The following is a 19,043-nucleotide window of genomic DNA, read 5'->3' on the forward strand; positions in this document are numbered from 1 at the left end:
CAACACACTTATTTACTCAAATACTCTTAATTAAAAAGGAAATTTTATGAACTTTAATATTAAAAAAGTCTTAACCATTTTAGGCTTAGTTTCAACAGTTGCACTATTTGGTTGTGGCGAAGAGAAAGTAGCACCCACGGCTAAAAGCGCGACTGTGACTATCGGCGTTATTGCCGGCGCAGAAGCACAAGTTGCTGAAGTTGCTGTAAAAGTAGCAAAAGAGAAATATGGTTTAGACGTTAAATTGGTGACATTCTCTGATTACATCACCCCTAATGCAGCATTAGATGAAGGCTCTATCGATGCAAACGCATTCCAACATAAACCATATTTAGATCAGCAAGTTAACGATCGTGGTTACAAATTCGAAATTGCAGGCAATACCTTAGTTTACCCAATTGCAGGTTACTCAAGCAAAATAAAATCATTAGACGAACTAAAAGAAGGTGATCAAATCGCTGTACCAAGTGATCCAACTAACCTGGGTCGTTCTTTGATTTTGTTACAAGCACAGGGTTTATTAACGCTTAAAGAAGGTGTTGGCCTTGAAGCAACAGTACTCGATATTGTGAGCAGCGAGAAGAACCTAAAAATCATTGAATTAGAAGCAGCTCAACTACCACGTGCATTAGACGATGTTAGCCTTGCGATTATCAATACAACTTACGCAAGTTCAATTAACCTTTCGCCTGAGCAAGATGGTTTGTTTGTTGAAGATAAAAAATCACCTTACGTTAACATCATTGTTGCACGTACTGATAACGTACAATCAGAAAACGTACAGAACTTTGTTAAAGCATACCAATCAGATGAAGTTTACAATGCGGCATTTGAAATTTTTAAAGGCGGTATCGTTAAAGGCTGGTAAGCACTCACTTTAACTCTCCCCTTCTTTTATTAAAGGTATTAAGCATTGCTTAATACCTTTTTTCATTTCTATCCCTTCCTCTTCCACTTAATATAAATAACAGAGCAGTCAAAAAAGAGTTCAGCAGAGGTTAATTAGCCGTGCTTATGGTCAGGCGTTTCTGTAAATGCACTGATGATTAACTCACTTGGTGCATAGTCATCGTCATTACCCGCAATATAACGTAAGTGTTCCCACGTTAATGTGTAAGCTAAAAATAGACGTTTAACACGCTTTGAGTGGATCTGTTTATCATTGATCAGTTGGCTACCCGCATAACCTTGTAAGCTTTCAATAATATTAATAAAACGCAACCAACGTTTAGCTTGTGTCTGGTTATCAATGCTATCACCGACGGCTAAATAGAAAGCTTCTAACGCAGACCAGAAACGTGGATCTGTTTCAGTATTGTTACTTTTTCTCGCAAGCTTAACGGCCTGCGTAAAAGTCAGTGCGCTTAACCCTTGGTGTTGAAGGTAATCAGCCAATTGCTGTTTAATAAAATCAAAACCCTGCTGTAAAAGGTCATCTTCACCTAGGTTATCTTGGTTATCTTGGTTATTGACGGCTTGCTCTAAAAACGCGTTAAATTGTTCGTTCATGTGACTTCCTAAATTAAGTTATGTTTATTAAGCCATTTTAATCGGTGAGGTCTTAATTTGCTAAGTTTATATCACTTCATTTTTTGTTTTAATCTCGTTCCCACGCTCTGCGTGGTAATGCATAACAACCACAACTTACAAATATCAATCAGCCCAACTTCATAAATAAGTTTATTTACGTAACAAGTCTGTACCCGCTAATTGAGCAATCCACTGTTCTGCCTCGGGCCACTGGCCAAACCCTGCTTCAGTGTGAAAATGTGATGCGCCTTTTACCAAAATCAATTCACTTCCCCAATCGTTTCCTATTTTCTCACTGCGCAGAGCACTGCTATGTTCGTCATTATCACTGTAAATTAGCTTTGTCTTAAAAGGTAATCGGCCTTCAGGTAAAGGGCGTTGAACATGAATAGGTTCAATGGCACTCTCACTGTCGATATCAGCAGGGGCCACTAATAACGCCCCTTTCACTTTACTGCTATCGCAAGCAAGTGCCCACTGTGCAATCGCAACAGCGCCACAACTATGACCTACTAGGATAATCTCGCCCTCTATTTTTGACAGTGTTTCTTCAATTCCTTGAATCCATTTTTCACGCTCAGGGCTTAACCAATCTTGCTGTATGACACGTTGAAAATTAACAAACTTATCTTCTAATAACGTTTGCCAATGTGCCGGCCCTGCATTGGTATACCCGGGTACATTTACGATGGTAATAGCCATAAAATTGATGATCCTTCTGTGCACTTGTTTAGTGGTTAAATAGTTTAGTGGTTAAATGATTAAGTGATTAAGTGATGATAGTCAGCAGTGTCGTTAATATAACTCAAATATTCTGTCACGGTAACATGACAGTTAAAGAACCGCTCAGTGCGTATCAATTTACTTGAGTCCCTTCCATTAGCCACTTAAAAATGCCTCCTGTAACAAGAAGAAAAACCAGCGAATCACTGTATCTTTGCCTAAAAACCTCGGGATACTCTTGTGATAACTTGCCTATCATTGTGGGATAATTGTTACTTAGACTGATCTTACTTAAACAAGGAGACAGTTATGAAATTCAAACAAACGTTAACATCACTATCAATAATCTCAACGCTATTAGCAAGCGCTAATGTCAATGCCGCAAACCTTGATATTGAACTAATCAATTTAACCCACTCTATTGCCTTCACACCGATATTGGTTGCAGCACATGATCAACAAACGTCATTATTTCATTTAGGTGAAAGCGCAACGGTCGCTTTGCAGAAAATGGCAGAAGGAGGCAATACCTCAGATTTAAAAACAGCCATTACAGCCTCTTCTGGCGTTAATTTAGATTTAACTTCAGCCCCTAGTTTAGCGGGTTTGACCTCAATGGGTACTCTCGATACTGGCGAAAACATGTATTTATCGTTAACTGCGATGATGCTGCCAACTAACGATGGTTTTGTGGGGTTAGATAGCTGGAAAATCCCTACTGAAGCAGGCACTTATACCATTATGCTTAACGCTTATGATGCTGGTACTGAAATCAATGATGAAATTATTAATGGTGGTGGAATGCCCGGCACACCAGGTATTCCAGCCGACCCTAGTGGCAATGCAGGTACTGGGGCAACAGGCGCAAGTTCGAATGAAGCCAATGACAAAGTACATATACACCCTGGTAATGTAGGTGATACCGATGCGAATGGCGGGATTTCTGATCTAAACAGCACCGTGCATAGATGGTTAAACCCAGTCGCTAAATTGGTTGTTACTGTTAAGTAAGGGGAATATTCATGATTAAAATTAAACGTCAAAAATACAGATATTTAAGCTTGTTCGCCTTAACCGCTGCTTTATCAGCTTGTGGCGGTAACGATAATGAAGATCATGTCGTTACCGCGCCCTCTCATGTTTATGAAGTGACCTTAATGAATATCACCCAAGGGCAGATATTTTCACCTCCTGCATTAACCACACATACGCAGGGCATGAAACTATGGCAAGCCGGAAAAACGGCAAGTATTGCCTTAGAAGCCTTAGCTGAAAGTGGTGATAGTAGCCAACTGATTGCATTAAGTGGCATAACAAGCAGCCAAGTAAGTAATGCGCCCATGATGCCCGGCGATATGCAAACCTGGACGCTTGAATTAGCCTCGACTGACACACTTAACGTGAGCTTGGCCACCATGCTGATTAATACTAATGATGGTTTTACTGGTTTCACCGATATGGATTTGAGCGCAATAGCACTTGGTGAGAGTTATCAGAAAATGTTAGTGGTTTATGATGCTGGCACTGAAATGAACGATGAAGTGGCGTTACCAGGATCTGGAGGCGAAGCATTTAATGCAAGCCGCGCCGGTGACGTAGACCGAGTCTATGCGCATGCTGGTGTATTAACATCACATGAGTTATCAAGCTCAGTACTACTGACCGAACATAAATTTGATAACCCTGCAGCCAAATTAATTATTAAACGTATGCAATAAAATTGTCGGTTAGCAGTTCTTATCTAATACGAAATGGATAAGAGCTCGCTAAGCTAATGACAAAAAAAATATTACTGGTCGAAGATAATCAAGATATCGCAAATATCATCTCCATTAACTTATCGATGCTGAATTATCAGGTAACGGTATTTCATGATGGAAGTGAAGCCTATAAACAACTCAATAAATCGGTTGATTTAGCCATATTCGATATTATGTTACCCGGCACTGATGGCCTAAAATTGTGTAAACGATTACGCCAATTACAACCTGACGTGGCCATTATTATGTTGACAGCCAAATCATCAGAGTTAGATGTTGTTAAAGGCCTAGAGAATGGCGCCGATGATTATTTAACCAAACCTTTTTCAGTTTTAGAGTTACAAGCCCGCGTAAAAGCACACTTACGACGCAACAAAAACAACACTCAATTAGATGATAACAAACAAATTTTAACCTTTGGCGAATTAACCATAGATCCCAATTTATACCAAATAACACTGGCAGATAACGTCCTCGACAGCACCGCTAAAGAGTTTGAGCTGTTATGTTTTTTAGCCATGCAACCGCAAAGAGTGTTTAGCCGTGAACAATTACTGGAAAACATTTGGGGATATAAACACGAGGGTTCTGCGCATACGGTTAACTCAACGGTGAATCGATTACGCTCAAAACTAGAAGCAGACCCTGCTAATCCTTTTTGGCTAAAAACAGTGTGGGGCGTTGGTTATAAGTTCTCTCATTAGTTTTAAAATCAGCCAAAAAATTCACTTTAAGAGAAAACACTCTCTCACAATTCGCTCAAGCACATTAGCTTTTAAAGCTAATTTGAATCATCGAGGTAAACCATGTTCCGCTCACTCGCCAGTCAATTAACACTCTGTATTAGCGCATTATTCTTTGTTGCGACAGTGGCTTTATTTCAATGGTATTTTTACAGTAGCGAGCAGTTTGCCAATGAAGTAGAGCAGATGTTACATCGTGATTTAGCGACGCATATTGTGCATGACGATAACAAATTAAATCAGGGCATTATTCAACCAAGCAATTTAAAGGGCGCGTTTCATACAAAAATGTTATTAGGCCCAGAATGGGAGCTTTATGCGTTAGATGTTAATGGCAAAGTGCTCGCCTATTCTGCATTAGAAGGAGAGGTGAAACGGGATAAAGTAAATTTAGCACCGATCAAACAATATTTAAACGGCCAACCATTACCGCTCTATGGCGATGACCCGCGCAGCCCCCAAACACAAAAAATATTTTCAGTCAGCCCGATTATTGATGCCAATACAGCACAAATACAGGGTTATTTATATGTCATTATTGGTGGGCAAAAACGCGATTCGACGATGGCATTATTATCCGATAGCAAAGCACTAAAAGACAGCGCATTGATTTTAAGCGCGGTGCTTATATTTGCTTTTATAGCCATGTTATTAGCCATTACCGTGATTACCAGACCGCTTAAAAAACTCAGTCAGCGCAGCTTAGCATATGTAAATAATGATTTTACAGAGCTGAACGCACGCCATGATACTAACCAACATTACGCAAAATTTAACAGCACAGAGATAGAGCATTTAGAATCTAGTTTTATTTTTGCGGCCGAACATATTAAGCAACAGCTAAGCCAGATAAAAACCACTGAGCAATTACGAAGAGAACTGCTATCACACATCTCACACGATTTTAGAACGCCATTAACCGCACTTAATGGTTATCTTGAAACCTGGTTGATTAGTCATGAAAAGTCACATAGGCCAGAGCTAATTCAATTAGCCCATAAAAATGGTCAACAGATCAATCAATTAGTAGATCAACTTTTTGAATTAGCGAGGTTAGAAAGTGGCGATATTCAATTTTTTCCCGAGCCCGTGAATGTCGTGGAATTGGCCTATGACGTCATGCAACGCCTGCGTTATCAAGCAGAAAAACAGTGTGTTCAATTAAGCGTTGAGGTAGATAGCACAAGTGGCATCATTGCCTACGCGGATATCAGTAAGTTAGAGCGGGTTTTGGTCAACTTAATCGACAATGCCATACGCCATACCCAAGTAAACGGCACAGTAAAAGTTGAAATTAACGATCACAAAAATAAAGTGGAGATGAGTATCGTTGATAATGGCAAAGGCATCCAACAGAATGAATTGGAGGCTATTTTTGAGCCAAAATATCGCGCAACAAATAGTCAAGGAAGCTTAACTAATGCCGGCCTAGGCTTGTCTATCGTCAAATATTTACTCGAAATGCACCACAGTATGATTACGGTTTCTAGCCAACCAGGTATCGGCAGTCAATTCAAATTTGAACTTGATAAAGCACAATTTAACTAGATGGTGACGGTAAATCATCGTTACCTTTCTTTTAACAAGAATGGTTCGCTTTGTAGGTGAAACAACAATTAATATTTTTTCTTAGTCGCATATAACAAAAAAGGCCTAAATTTCTTTAGGCCTTTTTTTAAAGCAGTATTTAATATACGTCTTAGCTTTTAACGATAAAACGCTTCAACAGTGCCTTTTTTAGTCATCATAAGCGGGTTTCCGCGACGATCTAATGCTTTGTGTGCTGGTACTTTTACCCAACCTTCACTGATGCAGTATTCTTCAACGTCGAAACGTTCTTTGCCGTTAAGACGAATACCAATATCATTTTCGTAAACACTAGCTTCATGGTGTGGGCTGCGTGGGTTAGCAGAGAAGCGATCCGGTAAAGCGGGTAACGATGTAGTGTCATTCATATTGGTGGCCTGTAGTAAATAAAAAGAGCGCTATTATCAGCAATTGGTAAACGATAAGCAATAGGAAAAACACTCGAGGTTTCTAAAAACATCAAGTGTTACAAACCTTGCTTATTTACGCATCGATAAGGGCCATTTCGGCCATTTTCATGGTGCTTTCAAAAGACTCTGCACCCGCGATAAACAAACCATTATGACAAAACATTGCGTCATCAAGGCCTGTTACTTCTTGAAGTGGTTGACCTTTTAACCCTGCCCAGCTAGTTGGTAACGATTTTCTATCTTCAAATGAGCCAAGCTCTGCAGGAACAGTTTGAATTCTCCATTCGCCTGAGTGAGACGGGTAAACAACAAATAAAGCAGCTTCTGATAACGCGTGTACTGTTCTTTTCCACGGAGTGTATTTTTCTAATACAATCACTCTTGGGTCTTGTGCATCTTCAATCGCTTTAGCCACAATTGCTTTTGCACTAATACCGCCACTGGCAGAGGCGATGAAACGCGCTAAAACACGTGATGCAAAATCAACGGCTTGATCAAAACAAGCATCAAAATCACTGTCTTCTTGCCAAGTCGGGTTAAACATTGAAATAGTTTGGCTAAGGCTGATACCAGTAGACACGCCTTTAACATAACCACAATCAATCGCATCAATGGTAGACACTAAACCTGAATCAACAGAATTTGCGACATCTTGATTATCTTCGCAGATTGCTAAGCCATATTTTTTCCAAATCAAACCAAATGATGAATAAGGCGTACCATCTTCACGCTCTCCTGCACCACCACGTTGATGATGATCAAAACGACCCGTCTCCGGGTCATATTCGCCGCCAACATCAAGCACAATATCTGCCTGGCTAATAATCTCTAAATCGCGAGTACGAATAAGGTTAAAAGACGGGAAAATGCACTTAAGTGCGGCGATACTGAAAACATCATCAGCATGAAAATTACCATTGTGGGTTACTATCGTTTTATCATTCATCAGTTTTTATCATTTTAGGAAGAAATAAGAAGGTGAAGCAGTTTTAAGGCGTATTTATTGACTAAAAATTGCAGAGAGGATTCTATATTAAGCTAGCAAACAACAACAGCGGATTTTTATGACGGTGCATTTTTAATGCACAGAGGCGTTGTTTGTGAGGCGAGACTTCAGCCTTGCAGGATTTGTGGTGTTAGCAACAGGTGCAATACTATATTACATGCTTCATACTCTTGCTATTTTCGGTTTTATTGGCGCTTTGTCACAAGCTTTAATGTTAAAAAACAATTTAATGATTACCCTGCTTAATATCTATTACACTAACAAACTAGGGTTGCTGGTTAAAAGAAAACCTTTACAAAAGTAGCATCTAAAAAATCCAGAAAAGGGTAATAATACGACCCCTAAAATTAAAAATAGTGAGTAATACTCTAATAACAGAGGATAAATCAAAGGTAAAACCAAGGCATTTATTTGTTCATTTAAACGCCAACTAATATGGAATAACCTTGATTATTACTTTACAATAAAAATATCGTACACCTTACTTTAAGTTGCCATAATGAATTCAAAACACTATCTAATCATCAATGTGCTTTTAGCACTTTCTTTAACAGCTTGTACATTGCCTAAAGCCCCTGTTTCACCAGAAATGAAACGCATTAACAACCAGCAAGAAGAACTGGTAGAAATAAAAGAAACACAGGGTAAATTGCTAGCAAGCAATGAAAAACTGATGGCACAGGTTAGCGAGTGGAAAAAATCAGAAGCAAATGTACACCGTCTAGTGGCCATTGAAGAAGAGTTAAATTTACTCATTCAACAGCTTAATACAATCACTAAAGAAGCAGAAAAAGCGCCTGCAGTGAGTAAAAGCAACGCAAACGAAACGCGTAGTGCCTCTCAAGCACAGCCTAAATATATGTTACAACTTGCTTCATTAAATAATATGTATAACGTCAATAAAACCTGGTCTGAGCTTAAAGCGCAACAGCCCGCTCTTTTACAGGACTTACCCGCTTATTCTCAGCAAGTAGAAGTCAATGGGAAAACATATTACCGCCTTAAAGTTGGCCAGTTCAGCAGCAAATCACAGGCACAACAGGTTTGTCGTCAATTAACACAAGAAAAAGTGAGTTGTTTACTGGCACCCTACTCAGGCAGTGCACTGTAAATCATCCTTTGTCTCCGTTTATCAATACATAATAGCGATTGATAAACGGAGACAAGTGAGCAGACGCGAGGGAATTAAATAGTAATGAACAGTGTATTTAGCGCGATGATCATCGCAAATATTAAGTTTTATGCCTAACTTAACAAAAGAAAAAAAACGTTACTTACTAGCGAGCTATTTGTTATTACAAGGCATGCCTGCACACGCAGAAAACCAACTTTTAGACTCTTTTCTTAATAATAAAGCGTTACAAAGCACACTGCAGGCCATTGCTGATATAAACCATTACATTGTCCCTCCTTCACCTAAACAGAAGAATATTAATAAATATTCTAAGACGCCTTCTGCGAGTAACAATAATCGCGATCCAGAAGATAAAACACTAGAGCAATGGTTTGATTTTACTAAAGTCCCGTCGACAAAAAGCCAATTGTTATTAGGTAAACAATTAGATGAGGCAATTTCCCCTTGGAAAGGCTCCATTTACCAAGATCTGGGTGCCCCAATTGCTGATTTACAGTTCTACGGCTTAAACAATAAAGAAGGTGGACACGCCGGATTCTCAATTCTTGCGGATCATAAACTCGGTGTGGTAGACACTCAGTTGTTTATCAGTCGTAATGACAGCGCAGACTTAAACGGCTCCCGTTTAACCTTTTCTCAAGACAATATAAAAACGGGCTCGTCCAATTTTTTCAATATTCGTCAATATCAAGTCGGCGATATTACACCCGCTAAAACAACAGCCGGTAAGACTCAAGAGATGGGTAAGGGATTAAGTTTTTCCAATCAAAGCAGTAAAGAATTAATTGACACCCGTAGCATTACCTTTAGCGACAATATCCAACCGGGCTGGGAAGTAGAACTATACCGTAATGGCATTCTCATTGAACGTCAGCTAAGCCTAGATAATGGTCGTTATGATTTTAAAGATGTCGAGTTATTATTCGGTAGCAATCAGTTTAAATTGATTCTTTATGGGCCACAGGGACAAGTAAAAACACAAGAAAAACAAGTCTATGTGAACAAAAACGCCCTAAATGCAAAACAAGAACGTTATGCGTTTTCTATTGTAGATTTAGAAAACAAACTGTTTAGTGACGCAACAGAAAAACCAGACAATCAGCTTGGCTGGTTATCAACATTAAACTACAGCCAAGGCATAACACCGTGGATATCAGCGCATGGTAGCCTTGAGTATTTAATTGCCGATCAAGATGATGATAAACAGTTATATAGTTTAGGCCTTAGTGCTCATGCACTGCCCGGGTTATTGATGTCAGCAGACTTCTCGCAGAACGATCAGAGCGAACAAAAAGTATTAGTGAAAGCACGCAGTAAAATGGGCAAACACGCTTTTAATCTAAGTTATCAAAAACATAATAAAGATTTCTGGATTAACCCGGTACAGGCGAATAGCGCAGCACAGCTAAGTACAGGGCCACAAGTAAAAAGCACCCGACAACAAATGACAAGCTCTACTATCGAACCGATTCCAGACAACCTGCAAACACTAGAATCCTTAGCACTGATCATGCAGGGTAACTTATTACAACGCAGTAACTTGTCCATTAACTATCAAAATGATTGGGCTAAAAGGCAATATGAGAACAATTTAAAAACGGAATTTTTAAGCAATCAACTGTATTTTTACAGTGGTCAAAGCCTTTTGAGCCATCAATTATCTTGGTTAGAATACGATGAAGAAGGCAGAGATAAACGACGTAATTTAACCGGACTTTTGCGCCTGCAACACAGCTTCGGACACTTATATACTCGCCTGCAAACCGGTTATGAAGTGCAGCCAGATAATAAAACAACCCATCTTAGAGGTGAATTTTCCTATCCTCTTCAGCCCAATTTACAATCTGAATTAGATCTCGGTTATTACCCAATCGATGCTAAATATCGAATTCGCGTCGGTTTTAACTGGCAATACGAAATATTAAGCCTTAATAGTTCGATATTTTATAATAGTGATGACATTTGGTCCGCGGGTTTGACGGCAAAATTTACTTTTGGCTATGATCCCAAAACAGACCGTTATTATGCGCATACTAACAAAACAAAAAATAACAATGTGACAGGCAGTGGTTATTCGCCTAAAATCAAAGCACAGAATAACATTACAACAGGTAATGCTTACCCGTATGGCAATAACGCACAAAACAGCAGCGCTATTGGGCGAGATTATCAGCGACCAACAACCGCCTCTTACAAAGAAGATGATTTTGACAAACAGGTGATTAATGCGCTCGATATCGCCAGCGGAAAAGCCCCTTTTACGCGTGGTTACTTCTTAGAAATAGGCGCTTTCGACACTAAAAAAGCAATGAAATCCTATTGGTATGGCATGATAAAAACCTATAATAATGCACTACGTCAGAAAATGTTTTATACCTTTGACCCACATAAAAAAACCTTTAACCTCAACGCAGCTTATTTCGACAATAAAACACAAGCGCAACAAGCCTGTCGTTCACTAAGTGCTCAAGCGATTGATTGCCAAGCCAATTACTTTCAGTTGCCTTAACCTGAAGCGATGAGTAAGGTTCATCGCCCTGCCCGCTGCTTATTAGATAAAATCAGACACTGAATAAAAGAAACGATTACTGTATTATTACCTCATACATTCCCACAACATTTAAGAACCTTAATGGCTATTCAACAATTCGATAATGAACTAACAATTATGCGCACCGGTGTGAGTGAAAATAAGACTCCCGTTATCAACGGCTTATCTTCACCTAAAATATTGCTCGCAACGCTTAATTCAAAATATATTCATGCCAGTTTAGGTTTACGTTACCTCTACGCTAATTTAAAAGACTTACAAACGTCATGTGAGGTCAAAGAGTTTGTTATTCAAACACGCCCCCTTGATATTGTTGAACAAATTTTGGCATCAAAACCGACGATTGTAGGGTTTGGTGTTTATATCTGGAATATCGTAGAAACAACCAATGTCGTGAGTCTGTTAAAGGTCATCGCACCTGAAGTTAAAGTGGTATTGGGAGGCCCTGAAGTAAGTTATGAATCAGAGGCGCAAGCCATTGTTCAGGCATCTGATTATGTGTTAACCGGCGAAGCTGATGTCAGTTTTTACGAATTGTGTAAGGATATTATCTATAACACGGCGCCTGATACTAAAATCATTAAGTCCAAACCCGTTGATTTAAAAGACCTTGAAATGCCCTACCAATATTATAGCGATGAAGATTTAAAGAATCGTTTATTGTATGTGGAAGCATCACGAGGCTGTCCTTTTAAGTGTGAGTTTTGTTTATCGTCATTAGACACTAAATCAAATCCTTACGAGCTCACTGTGTTTTTAGATCAAATGAAAACACTGTATGAACGTGGTGCACGTAACTTTAAATTTATTGATAGAACCTTTAACTTAGACATTAATACTTCGCTACAAATTATGCAGTTTTTCTTAGATAGAATGACCGATGACTTGTATCTACATTTTGAAGTTGTGCCAGATCACCTGCCAAGAAAATTAAAAGAAATGTTAACGCAGTTCCCTGAAAACACCTTGCAATTTGAAGTCGGCATTCAAACCTTTAACCAGGAAGTGCAAGCTAATATTAGTCGTAAACAAAATAACCCTAAATCAAAACAAAATTTGATTTGGCTAAAAGAAAATACAACCGCGCATCTTCATGCCGACTTGATTTTTGGACTGCCGGGTGAAACCTTCGAGTCCTTTAAAGATAGCTTTGACCAACTTTATGCTTGTAAGCCACATGAAATTCAAATGGGTATTTTAAAGCGTCTTAAAGGGAGTCCGATTATTAGGCACACAGAAAACTTTGATTTGCGTTTTAATCCACTGCCTCCTTTTAATATATTAAGTACCGATCGTGTTGATTTTGCCACGATGCAACTGGTCAATCGCTTTGCTCGATACTGGGATATGATAGGTAACTCAGGTCGCTTTAAACATACATTAGCTTATCTATTAACAGATAATCCGTTTGAAGATTTTATGGCTATCACAAACTGGTTATTTGAAGAAACGGGTCAAACGCATAAAATTAACCTTAAGCGATTATATGAATTAATCTCTCAAGCGGTTGAAGCGTTATTCCCTGAAAAACATCAATTGGTACTACCTAAAATTGAATTAGATTACACCGGTTCACAATTGAAAAGTGTGTTTAATACACTTAACCTTTATGCCGGTCAGAAGAAAGAAGTCATCAGACCTAGCAAGTTATTACAGCGTCAAAAACAACATATGCAGTAAGCTTTCTTAAATAAACCATAAGGCGCTGACCCAAAGCGCCTTATGGAAATAAAGCTTAGCGACGAGAAGACTAATTACCAGAACAGTCATTACGGTAAGTTTTTAATCGATTGCACCATCTCAATCAGTCGCCCTAATATTTTCTCACCATCAACACCCAGTCCATTATGCTCATATTCGTTAGTGATCCACGCTTTTGAGTTGCCAATATTAGCTAATGTTTCACGGCTGTAATCAAACTCAACGTACATGTCATCCGCATAAACCGCACAGGCAACAGGCACTTGGTTATTCGCTAATATCGATGCATCATACAATTGCCCCCAATCCTGTTTTTCCGCTAATAATTGCGCAGCTGCTTGTAACGGTTTTAAAGTCGCTAACTGCTCAAACATCCACGGATAAACCATCTCACCTGTAAAATAGAAGTTGTCACCACTTGCATAATTAAACTGTGGAAATTCATCCCTAACTCGGTGAGCAGACCAATTAGATGCCTCGCCTTGATTGTAAATTTGTTCATGTAATAACGCATAAATAGGATTGGTTAAATAGCTTTGCTCTTGTTGCATCTGGTTCAAAAAAGAGTAACTCAGTTGCTTGTTGCCATTCACATTAATAAAAGCACTTTCTAGCAACATGTAAAGCCCAATATTGGCATTGCCTCGCCCTAAGTTAATACCAATTAACTGTAGTTGTTCGACGGTAAATTTTTGACCATTAGGCAATAACACAGTGTTTTTACTAAGAAAGGACGCAATCTCCTGACACAGAAATTGTGCGTGAGGGAACTGCACAAAGAAAGCCTTATTTTTGTCTGTCACACGTTGATAAGTCGCTTGGTAGACCTGATCTGCAGAGCGTTTAATGGACGGAATGCCACCAGTAATAAAACAATGCAATAAACTCCGTGGAAATAACGAAAGGTAAGTCAGCGTACAAAACCCACCAAAACTTTGTCCTAGTGTTGCCCATTTTTCAATGCCAAGCAGAGCACGAATGGCTTCTGCATCACGCACTATATTGTCAGCTCGAAAATGGCTAAGGTATAAAGCTTGCTCTGATGGCGTTAAATGCGCTAACGATTGATGATTAATGGCACTACTCTGGCCAGTGCCACGTTGGTCTAACAGTAAAACACGGTATTGCTGCAGGGCACGTTTCAACCATCCCGATGAAGCACTTGCGCGAGGCCCTTCAAAGCCAGGTCCACCTTGTAGATAAACCAACCACGGTAAGTCATCATCCTGTTTATCTAAGGCGACTAACTCCCGCGTAAAGACTTGAATTTGTTGGCTATCTGCTTGCTGATAATCTAATGGTAAGTGAAAGTTATGTTGCGAATAAAGTACGTTATTGTCAATAAACTGCGCTTGCATTAGGCTTGTCCTTTAAAAATATAAGCATCAACATTACCAGCAACCTGACAATAAAAACACAGTATATCCCCCTATTTCCTCAAGATATTTTGTCAGGCACAAGCTCGGTAGGCCAAGGCAACTTATAGCAATCTAGGTCGTTATAAAATGTCGACTTAACATGCCGAGACTTCAATTTTCCTTGCTGACTTTGCATCTTGACCTAGCATGGGTATAAATAGCGTTATCAGAAAAGCTAAATAACCAGGACTCAGGTTAAATACAAAAATGGCGAATTTCACGACTCGCGTTTAAAGTTATCATTAATACAATTTCCTGATCTTTAAGAAATAGAGTGAGTTTCTGCACAGCGGAAAATACAATAATAAGGCTTAGCGAAAAGTATGATGAATTAACCATCAGTTAAATCAGAGGCCTCTGAACAAAGATGGATATCCAACTTTCCGCCTTATAACTGAATTACAACATCAAACATTGATATTTTTTAGATTTTACTTGAATAAGCATAACGTTAGCTATGGAGACTCACCCATAAATGCTTTAGCATGTCTTGCCTATAATTAGGTGCTAATACCAACCGAATTTAATATGTGATCAGCCTTGCTGGTTTAAGCGAACGCTATCTACGTGATGAGTTTTGAAAGGAGAATAACTACTTCCTGCAACTCATGCCTTGATAGCACACGCTTTTCCTGCGCAATACAAGATCACATATTTAATGCACTTGGTATAACATAAAATTTATCATGGAGGATCTATGTCACAACAAGATGCAACAGCATTAAAAGATAAAATGATTAACAAACGCCAAGCTAAAATAATGCAGTCGACCATCAGCAGTATTGATGCACTTCCAATGATAGCGCATGGCAGCGAGTTAACCTTTGACCTAGTGACCCCCATTGGCACCCGTCTTTCCAGTAAAGCGAGTTTTATTGGCGGCCATGGCCACAAATATATCCTAATGGAAATGCCTGAAGTTCAAGATGACGATAAGGACTATTTCTTTCAAGAAGGATTTTGGATGGAAGTCAGTGTAATTTCATCGAGAGGCCGTGGTGCGCATATTAGTTTTAAAAGCCAATTGATACATATTATTGAAGCGCCCGTCGCAATGATATTACTGTCACTGCCTCAATCAATGCAAATATATCAACTGCGTAAAGAGCCCCGTTACGATGTGGCATTGATGGCACAAGCATTAACCAACAATCATAAATTTGAGTGCAAAATACACGATTTGTCTAAAGGTGGATGCCGATTAGTGACTTCTGTACTCAATAAAACCCTAGATATTGGTGATAACGTGGTGATCAGTGTGACTCATCAGGGAAAATCTATCACAGAATCAGCGCAATTAATTGGTGAAGTCTGCAACTTACAAAGCTCCATCAATCACTCAGAGTATGGTTTAAGATTTAGCGGTGACGGCCAAAAAAACGTGAAATTATTACTAGGGAAACTCAAATTTGATGGCACTAAACTTGCGATAACTAAGGCTAGCTAAACATTAACGACATAACGAATAACAAACGATGCATTCAAATTTTTATATCGCATGATTAATCCACTCAATAAAACGGTGGTATAAAAACATCCGCTCAATACTCTCCTTTCTAAAATTAGCTTCGCCACACAAAAACTGACAACAATAAGCGTTAAATCCTAAGGCTAATACGTCTATTTCCAAAGTGCATCGAACTTTATTTGTTGGGTGCACCTGTTTATAATGCGCCCCAAAAGGCATTGGCATTCAAGAAACACGGATGCTATCAACAGTAAACACAGGCCAGTATGAAAATAATATTAGCAATGTTTGGAATTCAATTCTTAATCGTATTGGTAACCGCGCTATCAAAAATCGCTGCGGGTTCTTCGGAATCAAGAGATAATAAACGCATTTCTGTCATTACTTCTGAAATTGAGAAAATACAGCGGCAAGACCTCTTTGGTGACGATAAATCAGAAAAATCTCAAAGAAGACGTAATGCCCGTAAAATACGTTTATTTGCAGAGCGCGAACTGTTATTTTCTAAATATAATGATTGATCATATAGCACAAAAACCGTCATTCTAAGCGCCCAACACAACTTTTCTGTTAAACCTCACATTAATACATAACTTCAATCTATCACCATTAAATGATCAGCTATTATTGAAAAATCAATTGGCCATTTTTGTCATACCGATTCAAGCTCTCCATAGAAAAATAAATCATATCGACTTTACAGTTAAGGTTTCTGGATGAACACGCCACTTAAAATATTAAAAAACTGTTTTTTGTTTACATCGATAACACTACTTGCGGGTTGTGCCATCGTGCATCAGGAAGAAGAAGTACCACTAAAATCGCAACAGAAATACAATCCTAATTTTCAGGTTAAATTAAACCAATACCAACAAAGCAATTTCAAACAAGTTGAGGCGACCTTCTTTACTCAGCAACCCAAAGAGCTGGTATTTCGCGTGTTATCAAATATCGAACAAACATCTCAATGGTTACAACGCTTAGACAGCTTAGAAGTATTGACTGTTTATAATAATCATCAATATCTATTACGTACTGTCATTAATAGCCCTTGGCCCTTTAAAAACCGAGAACTGATCACCTGTGTGGATACTTTTTTTGAAGAGGATAATACCACAATCAATATTTATTCATGCAGTGAGAGAGTCGAAAGTGATGAAGTTAATCTGCGTTTATCACAGCTTGAATCAAGTTGGAAAATAACAAAAATAAGCGATTCATTGGTGGAAGTAAATTATAAAGCTTGGCTCGACCCCGCGGGTATCGTGCCAGCCTTTATTTTTAACAGTGAACTGATTGATGGTACTAAAGCGGATTTCATTAAACTTCAAGCTATTATCAATGATGCGTCGTTAGATCAGTACAGCTATTAAACTAACTTCATTCCTAAGGTCCGCTAAGGCCTACATAGAAATGAAGTGATTGCAGTTTTTATTACCTAACGACTCTAGCGGACACCAACCATAATCAAACCCGGTACCACAAAGAAGGTGCCGATAACGTATGCCAGAGCGAGTAGTTTATTATTAGTGCCCACTTCCGCTAAACGCTCAGCAAGTTTTAATGGAATTTCACGTAATACTGGTATGCCGTAAATAATAATAACCGCTAAGAAGTTGAATAAGAAATGTACCAGTGCAATGGTTAAAGCAGCTTCAGATGCAGCGCCAGAAATCGCAGTTGCAGCCAGTAATGCGGTAATAGTTGTACCGATATTAGAGCCTAGTGTGAATGGGTATATTTGACGTGTCGTAAACATGCCACTGCCCGCTAATGGAATCATTAAACTTGTCGTTGTTGAAGACGATTGCACCATCACAGTCATTAACGCGCCCGAAGCAATGCCCGTCACAGGACCTTTACCGATTGTATTATGTAATATGTTTTTTGCTCGTCCCACTAACACGGTTTTTAATACTTTTCCTAAAAAGGTAACCGAGAATAAGATAATTAAGACACCTGCAACCACCATAGCGATACCAACCATTTTCCCCGGTATAAAAGAAACTAAATCACTGACAAAGTTAACCCCAGGTTTAGTTAAGGCTTTCATGAAATTAAACTCTTTCATTGAAACATTGGCACTACCGATAAAGAAATGTGCTAATGCAGTCGCTAATTTCTCAAGGAAACCGAACATCATCTCAAGGGGTAAGAAAATCATCACTGCCATTAAGTTAAAGAAATCGTGCACAGTCGCAGCACTAAAAGCCCGTTTAAACTCCGCTTTATCACGAACGTGACCAATTGAAACAATCGTATTAGTAATAGTTGTACCAATGTTAGCACCCATTATCATCGGGATAGCGATAGAAAGTGGTAAACCACCCGCAACCAGTCCAACAATAACAGCCGTTACCGTTGATGAAGATTGTACTAAAGCCGTTGCTAACGTACCAAGAATAAGTGCGACAAAAGGATTCGTCACAAATTGGAATATTTGCTCTGCACCAGCAGTACCGCCAGAGAAGATTTTAAAACCACTACTAACCGTGCTTACAGCAACTAACATGCTGTAAATTAAAAAGAAAACGGCAGCCCAATTAAAGAATTTATTTGTTTGTTTAAACTTGTTGAACACATTCATGGTTGTTACCTATTGTGTAATCGGTTAAATGCTATTGCTCGTCACTCAATGTGACATTTATGTTTTAGTTTTTTGACAAGCGCATTAAAACAGATGAATATGACAGAAATGTGACAGTTGAATATCAGTTTAGAAAAGCAGTGAAATACCCACTAAGAAATGGGCTCTGTTCCATAACAGTGTTGCAGTATTTAATATATGAATGTTTAAACTTACAACTGTTGCTATATGGCGCTGTTGTATTTGAGTGTTGGTTACATTTTCTAGTTAATTTCAAAGCGCATATTCAACCCAGGCCTAATCGGAATGTTCTTTATTTTGTGTCATAAATCGAAACCAACTTAGATAATTCTCCAAATAGTCTGTGCCAACACCACAAAATCGCTTTAGCCAAGACTTCCAACGCATCATGTAATTGTTCAAC

Annotated in this window: 18 protein-coding genes; 12 read left to right on the plus strand and 6 right to left on the minus strand. The window is 38.8% G+C overall.

Annotated features, from left to right (window positions below; all coding sequences use genetic code 11):
- Nucleotides 1-46: 46 nt before the first annotated feature.
- Nucleotides 47-868, plus strand: coding sequence for a MetQ/NlpA family lipoprotein (locus CXF74_RS14400; RefSeq protein ID WP_101083230.1), 822 nt, complete (start codon nucleotides 47-49; stop codon nucleotides 866-868).
- A 134-nt stretch (nucleotides 869-1,002) separates the two neighbouring features.
- Here the strand turns inward: CXF74_RS14400 and CXF74_RS14405 are convergent, their stop codons facing one another.
- Entirely contained in the window at nucleotides 1,003-1,509 is a 507-nt protein-coding gene (locus CXF74_RS14405) for a hypothetical protein (RefSeq protein ID WP_101083231.1), read from the minus strand.
- A 171-nt stretch (nucleotides 1,510-1,680) separates the two neighbouring features.
- Nucleotides 1,681-2,232 carry an RBBP9/YdeN family alpha/beta hydrolase gene (locus CXF74_RS14410; RefSeq protein WP_101083232.1) on the minus strand — a complete coding sequence of 184 codons (552 nt, stop codon included), beginning with the start codon at nucleotides 2,230-2,232 and terminating at the stop codon, nucleotides 1,681-1,683.
- A gap of 330 nt (nucleotides 2,233-2,562) precedes the next feature.
- On the opposite strand from CXF74_RS14410, the gene CXF74_RS14415 reads away from it, so the two are divergent.
- The 4 genes from CXF74_RS14415 to CXF74_RS14430 all read left to right on the plus strand — a co-directional run bounded on the left by CXF74_RS14415 (nucleotide 2,563) and on the right by CXF74_RS14430 (nucleotide 6,304).
- The gene (locus tag CXF74_RS14415; protein ID WP_101083233.1) at nucleotides 2,563-3,264 is read left to right on the plus strand and encodes a spondin domain-containing protein; all 702 of its coding nucleotides are present in this window, start codon (nucleotides 2,563-2,565) and stop codon (nucleotides 3,262-3,264) included.
- Nucleotides 3,265-3,275: 11 nt separating this feature from the next.
- On the plus strand, nucleotides 3,276-3,971 hold the full coding sequence (locus tag CXF74_RS14420) for a spondin domain-containing protein (RefSeq protein ID WP_101083234.1): 696 nt from the start codon (nucleotides 3,276-3,278) through the stop codon (nucleotides 3,969-3,971).
- Between the two features lie 56 nt (nucleotides 3,972-4,027).
- On the plus strand, nucleotides 4,028-4,717 hold the full coding sequence (locus tag CXF74_RS14425; protein ID WP_101083235.1) for a response regulator transcription factor: 690 nt from the start codon (nucleotides 4,028-4,030) through the stop codon (nucleotides 4,715-4,717).
- 102 nt (nucleotides 4,718-4,819) lie between these two features.
- Nucleotides 4,820-6,304: a sensor histidine kinase gene (locus CXF74_RS14430; RefSeq protein ID WP_101083236.1), complete on the plus strand. Its 1,485-nt coding sequence runs from the start codon at nucleotides 4,820-4,822 to the stop codon at nucleotides 6,302-6,304.
- A gap of 158 nt (nucleotides 6,305-6,462) precedes the next feature.
- On the opposite strand, the gene CXF74_RS14435 is transcribed toward CXF74_RS14430, so the two are convergent.
- Nucleotides 6,463-6,711, minus strand: coding sequence for a DUF3297 family protein (locus tag CXF74_RS14435; RefSeq protein WP_101083237.1), 249 nt, complete (start codon nucleotides 6,709-6,711; stop codon nucleotides 6,463-6,465).
- A 115-nt stretch (nucleotides 6,712-6,826) separates the two neighbouring features.
- Nucleotides 6,827-7,699: an MYG1 family protein gene (locus tag CXF74_RS14440; protein ID WP_101083238.1), complete on the minus strand. Its 873-nt coding sequence runs from the start codon at nucleotides 7,697-7,699 to the stop codon at nucleotides 6,827-6,829.
- Between the two features lie 187 nt (nucleotides 7,700-7,886).
- Between CXF74_RS14440 and CXF74_RS14445 the strand changes: the two genes are divergently transcribed.
- From CXF74_RS14445 to CXF74_RS14460, 4 genes are all read left to right on the plus strand, one after another.
- Nucleotides 7,887-8,063, plus strand: coding sequence for a hypothetical protein (locus CXF74_RS14445; RefSeq protein ID WP_157822415.1), 177 nt, complete (start codon nucleotides 7,887-7,889; stop codon nucleotides 8,061-8,063).
- A gap of 195 nt (nucleotides 8,064-8,258) precedes the next feature.
- On the plus strand, nucleotides 8,259-8,870 hold the full coding sequence (locus CXF74_RS14450) for an SPOR domain-containing protein (RefSeq protein WP_101083240.1): 612 nt from the start codon (nucleotides 8,259-8,261) through the stop codon (nucleotides 8,868-8,870).
- A 130-nt stretch (nucleotides 8,871-9,000) separates the two neighbouring features.
- A complete protein-coding gene (locus CXF74_RS14455; protein ID WP_101083241.1) occupies nucleotides 9,001-11,403 on the plus strand; it encodes a hypothetical protein in 2,403 nt (800 codons plus the stop codon).
- Between the two features lie 123 nt (nucleotides 11,404-11,526).
- Nucleotides 11,527-13,125, plus strand: a complete 1,599-nt coding sequence (locus tag CXF74_RS14460; protein ID WP_101083242.1) for a B12-binding domain-containing radical SAM protein — start codon at nucleotides 11,527-11,529, stop codon at nucleotides 13,123-13,125.
- Nucleotides 13,126-13,214: 89 nt separating this feature from the next.
- Here the strand turns inward: CXF74_RS14460 and CXF74_RS14465 are convergent, their stop codons facing one another.
- Nucleotides 13,215-14,504 carry an alpha/beta fold hydrolase gene (locus tag CXF74_RS14465; protein ID WP_101083243.1) on the minus strand — a complete coding sequence of 430 codons (1,290 nt, stop codon included), beginning with the start codon at nucleotides 14,502-14,504 and terminating at the stop codon, nucleotides 13,215-13,217.
- A gap of 757 nt (nucleotides 14,505-15,261) precedes the next feature.
- Between CXF74_RS14465 and CXF74_RS14470 the strand changes: the two genes are divergently transcribed.
- From CXF74_RS14470 to CXF74_RS14480, 3 genes are all read left to right on the plus strand, one after another.
- Nucleotides 15,262-16,011 (plus strand): PilZ domain-containing protein, encoded by a 750-nt coding sequence (locus tag CXF74_RS14470; RefSeq protein ID WP_101083244.1) that lies wholly within the window; start codon nucleotides 15,262-15,264, stop codon nucleotides 16,009-16,011.
- A 287-nt stretch (nucleotides 16,012-16,298) separates the two neighbouring features.
- On the plus strand, nucleotides 16,299-16,553 hold the full coding sequence (locus tag CXF74_RS14475; protein ID WP_101083245.1) for a hypothetical protein: 255 nt from the start codon (nucleotides 16,299-16,301) through the stop codon (nucleotides 16,551-16,553).
- A 195-nt stretch (nucleotides 16,554-16,748) separates the two neighbouring features.
- Entirely contained in the window at nucleotides 16,749-17,405 is a 657-nt protein-coding gene (locus tag CXF74_RS14480; protein WP_101083246.1) for a hypothetical protein, read from the plus strand.
- A gap of 74 nt (nucleotides 17,406-17,479) precedes the next feature.
- Here CXF74_RS14480 and CXF74_RS14485 read toward each other — a convergent pair whose 3' ends face one another.
- Entirely contained in the window at nucleotides 17,480-18,619 is a 1,140-nt protein-coding gene (locus CXF74_RS14485) for a Na/Pi symporter (protein ID WP_101083247.1), read from the minus strand.
- Between the last annotated feature and the right edge of the window lie 424 nt (nucleotides 18,620-19,043).

Origin of the sequence: Psychromonas sp. Urea-02u-13 (assembly GCF_002835995.1) — a bacterium.
Classification (GTDB): domain Bacteria; phylum Pseudomonadota; class Gammaproteobacteria; order Enterobacterales; family Psychromonadaceae; genus Psychromonas.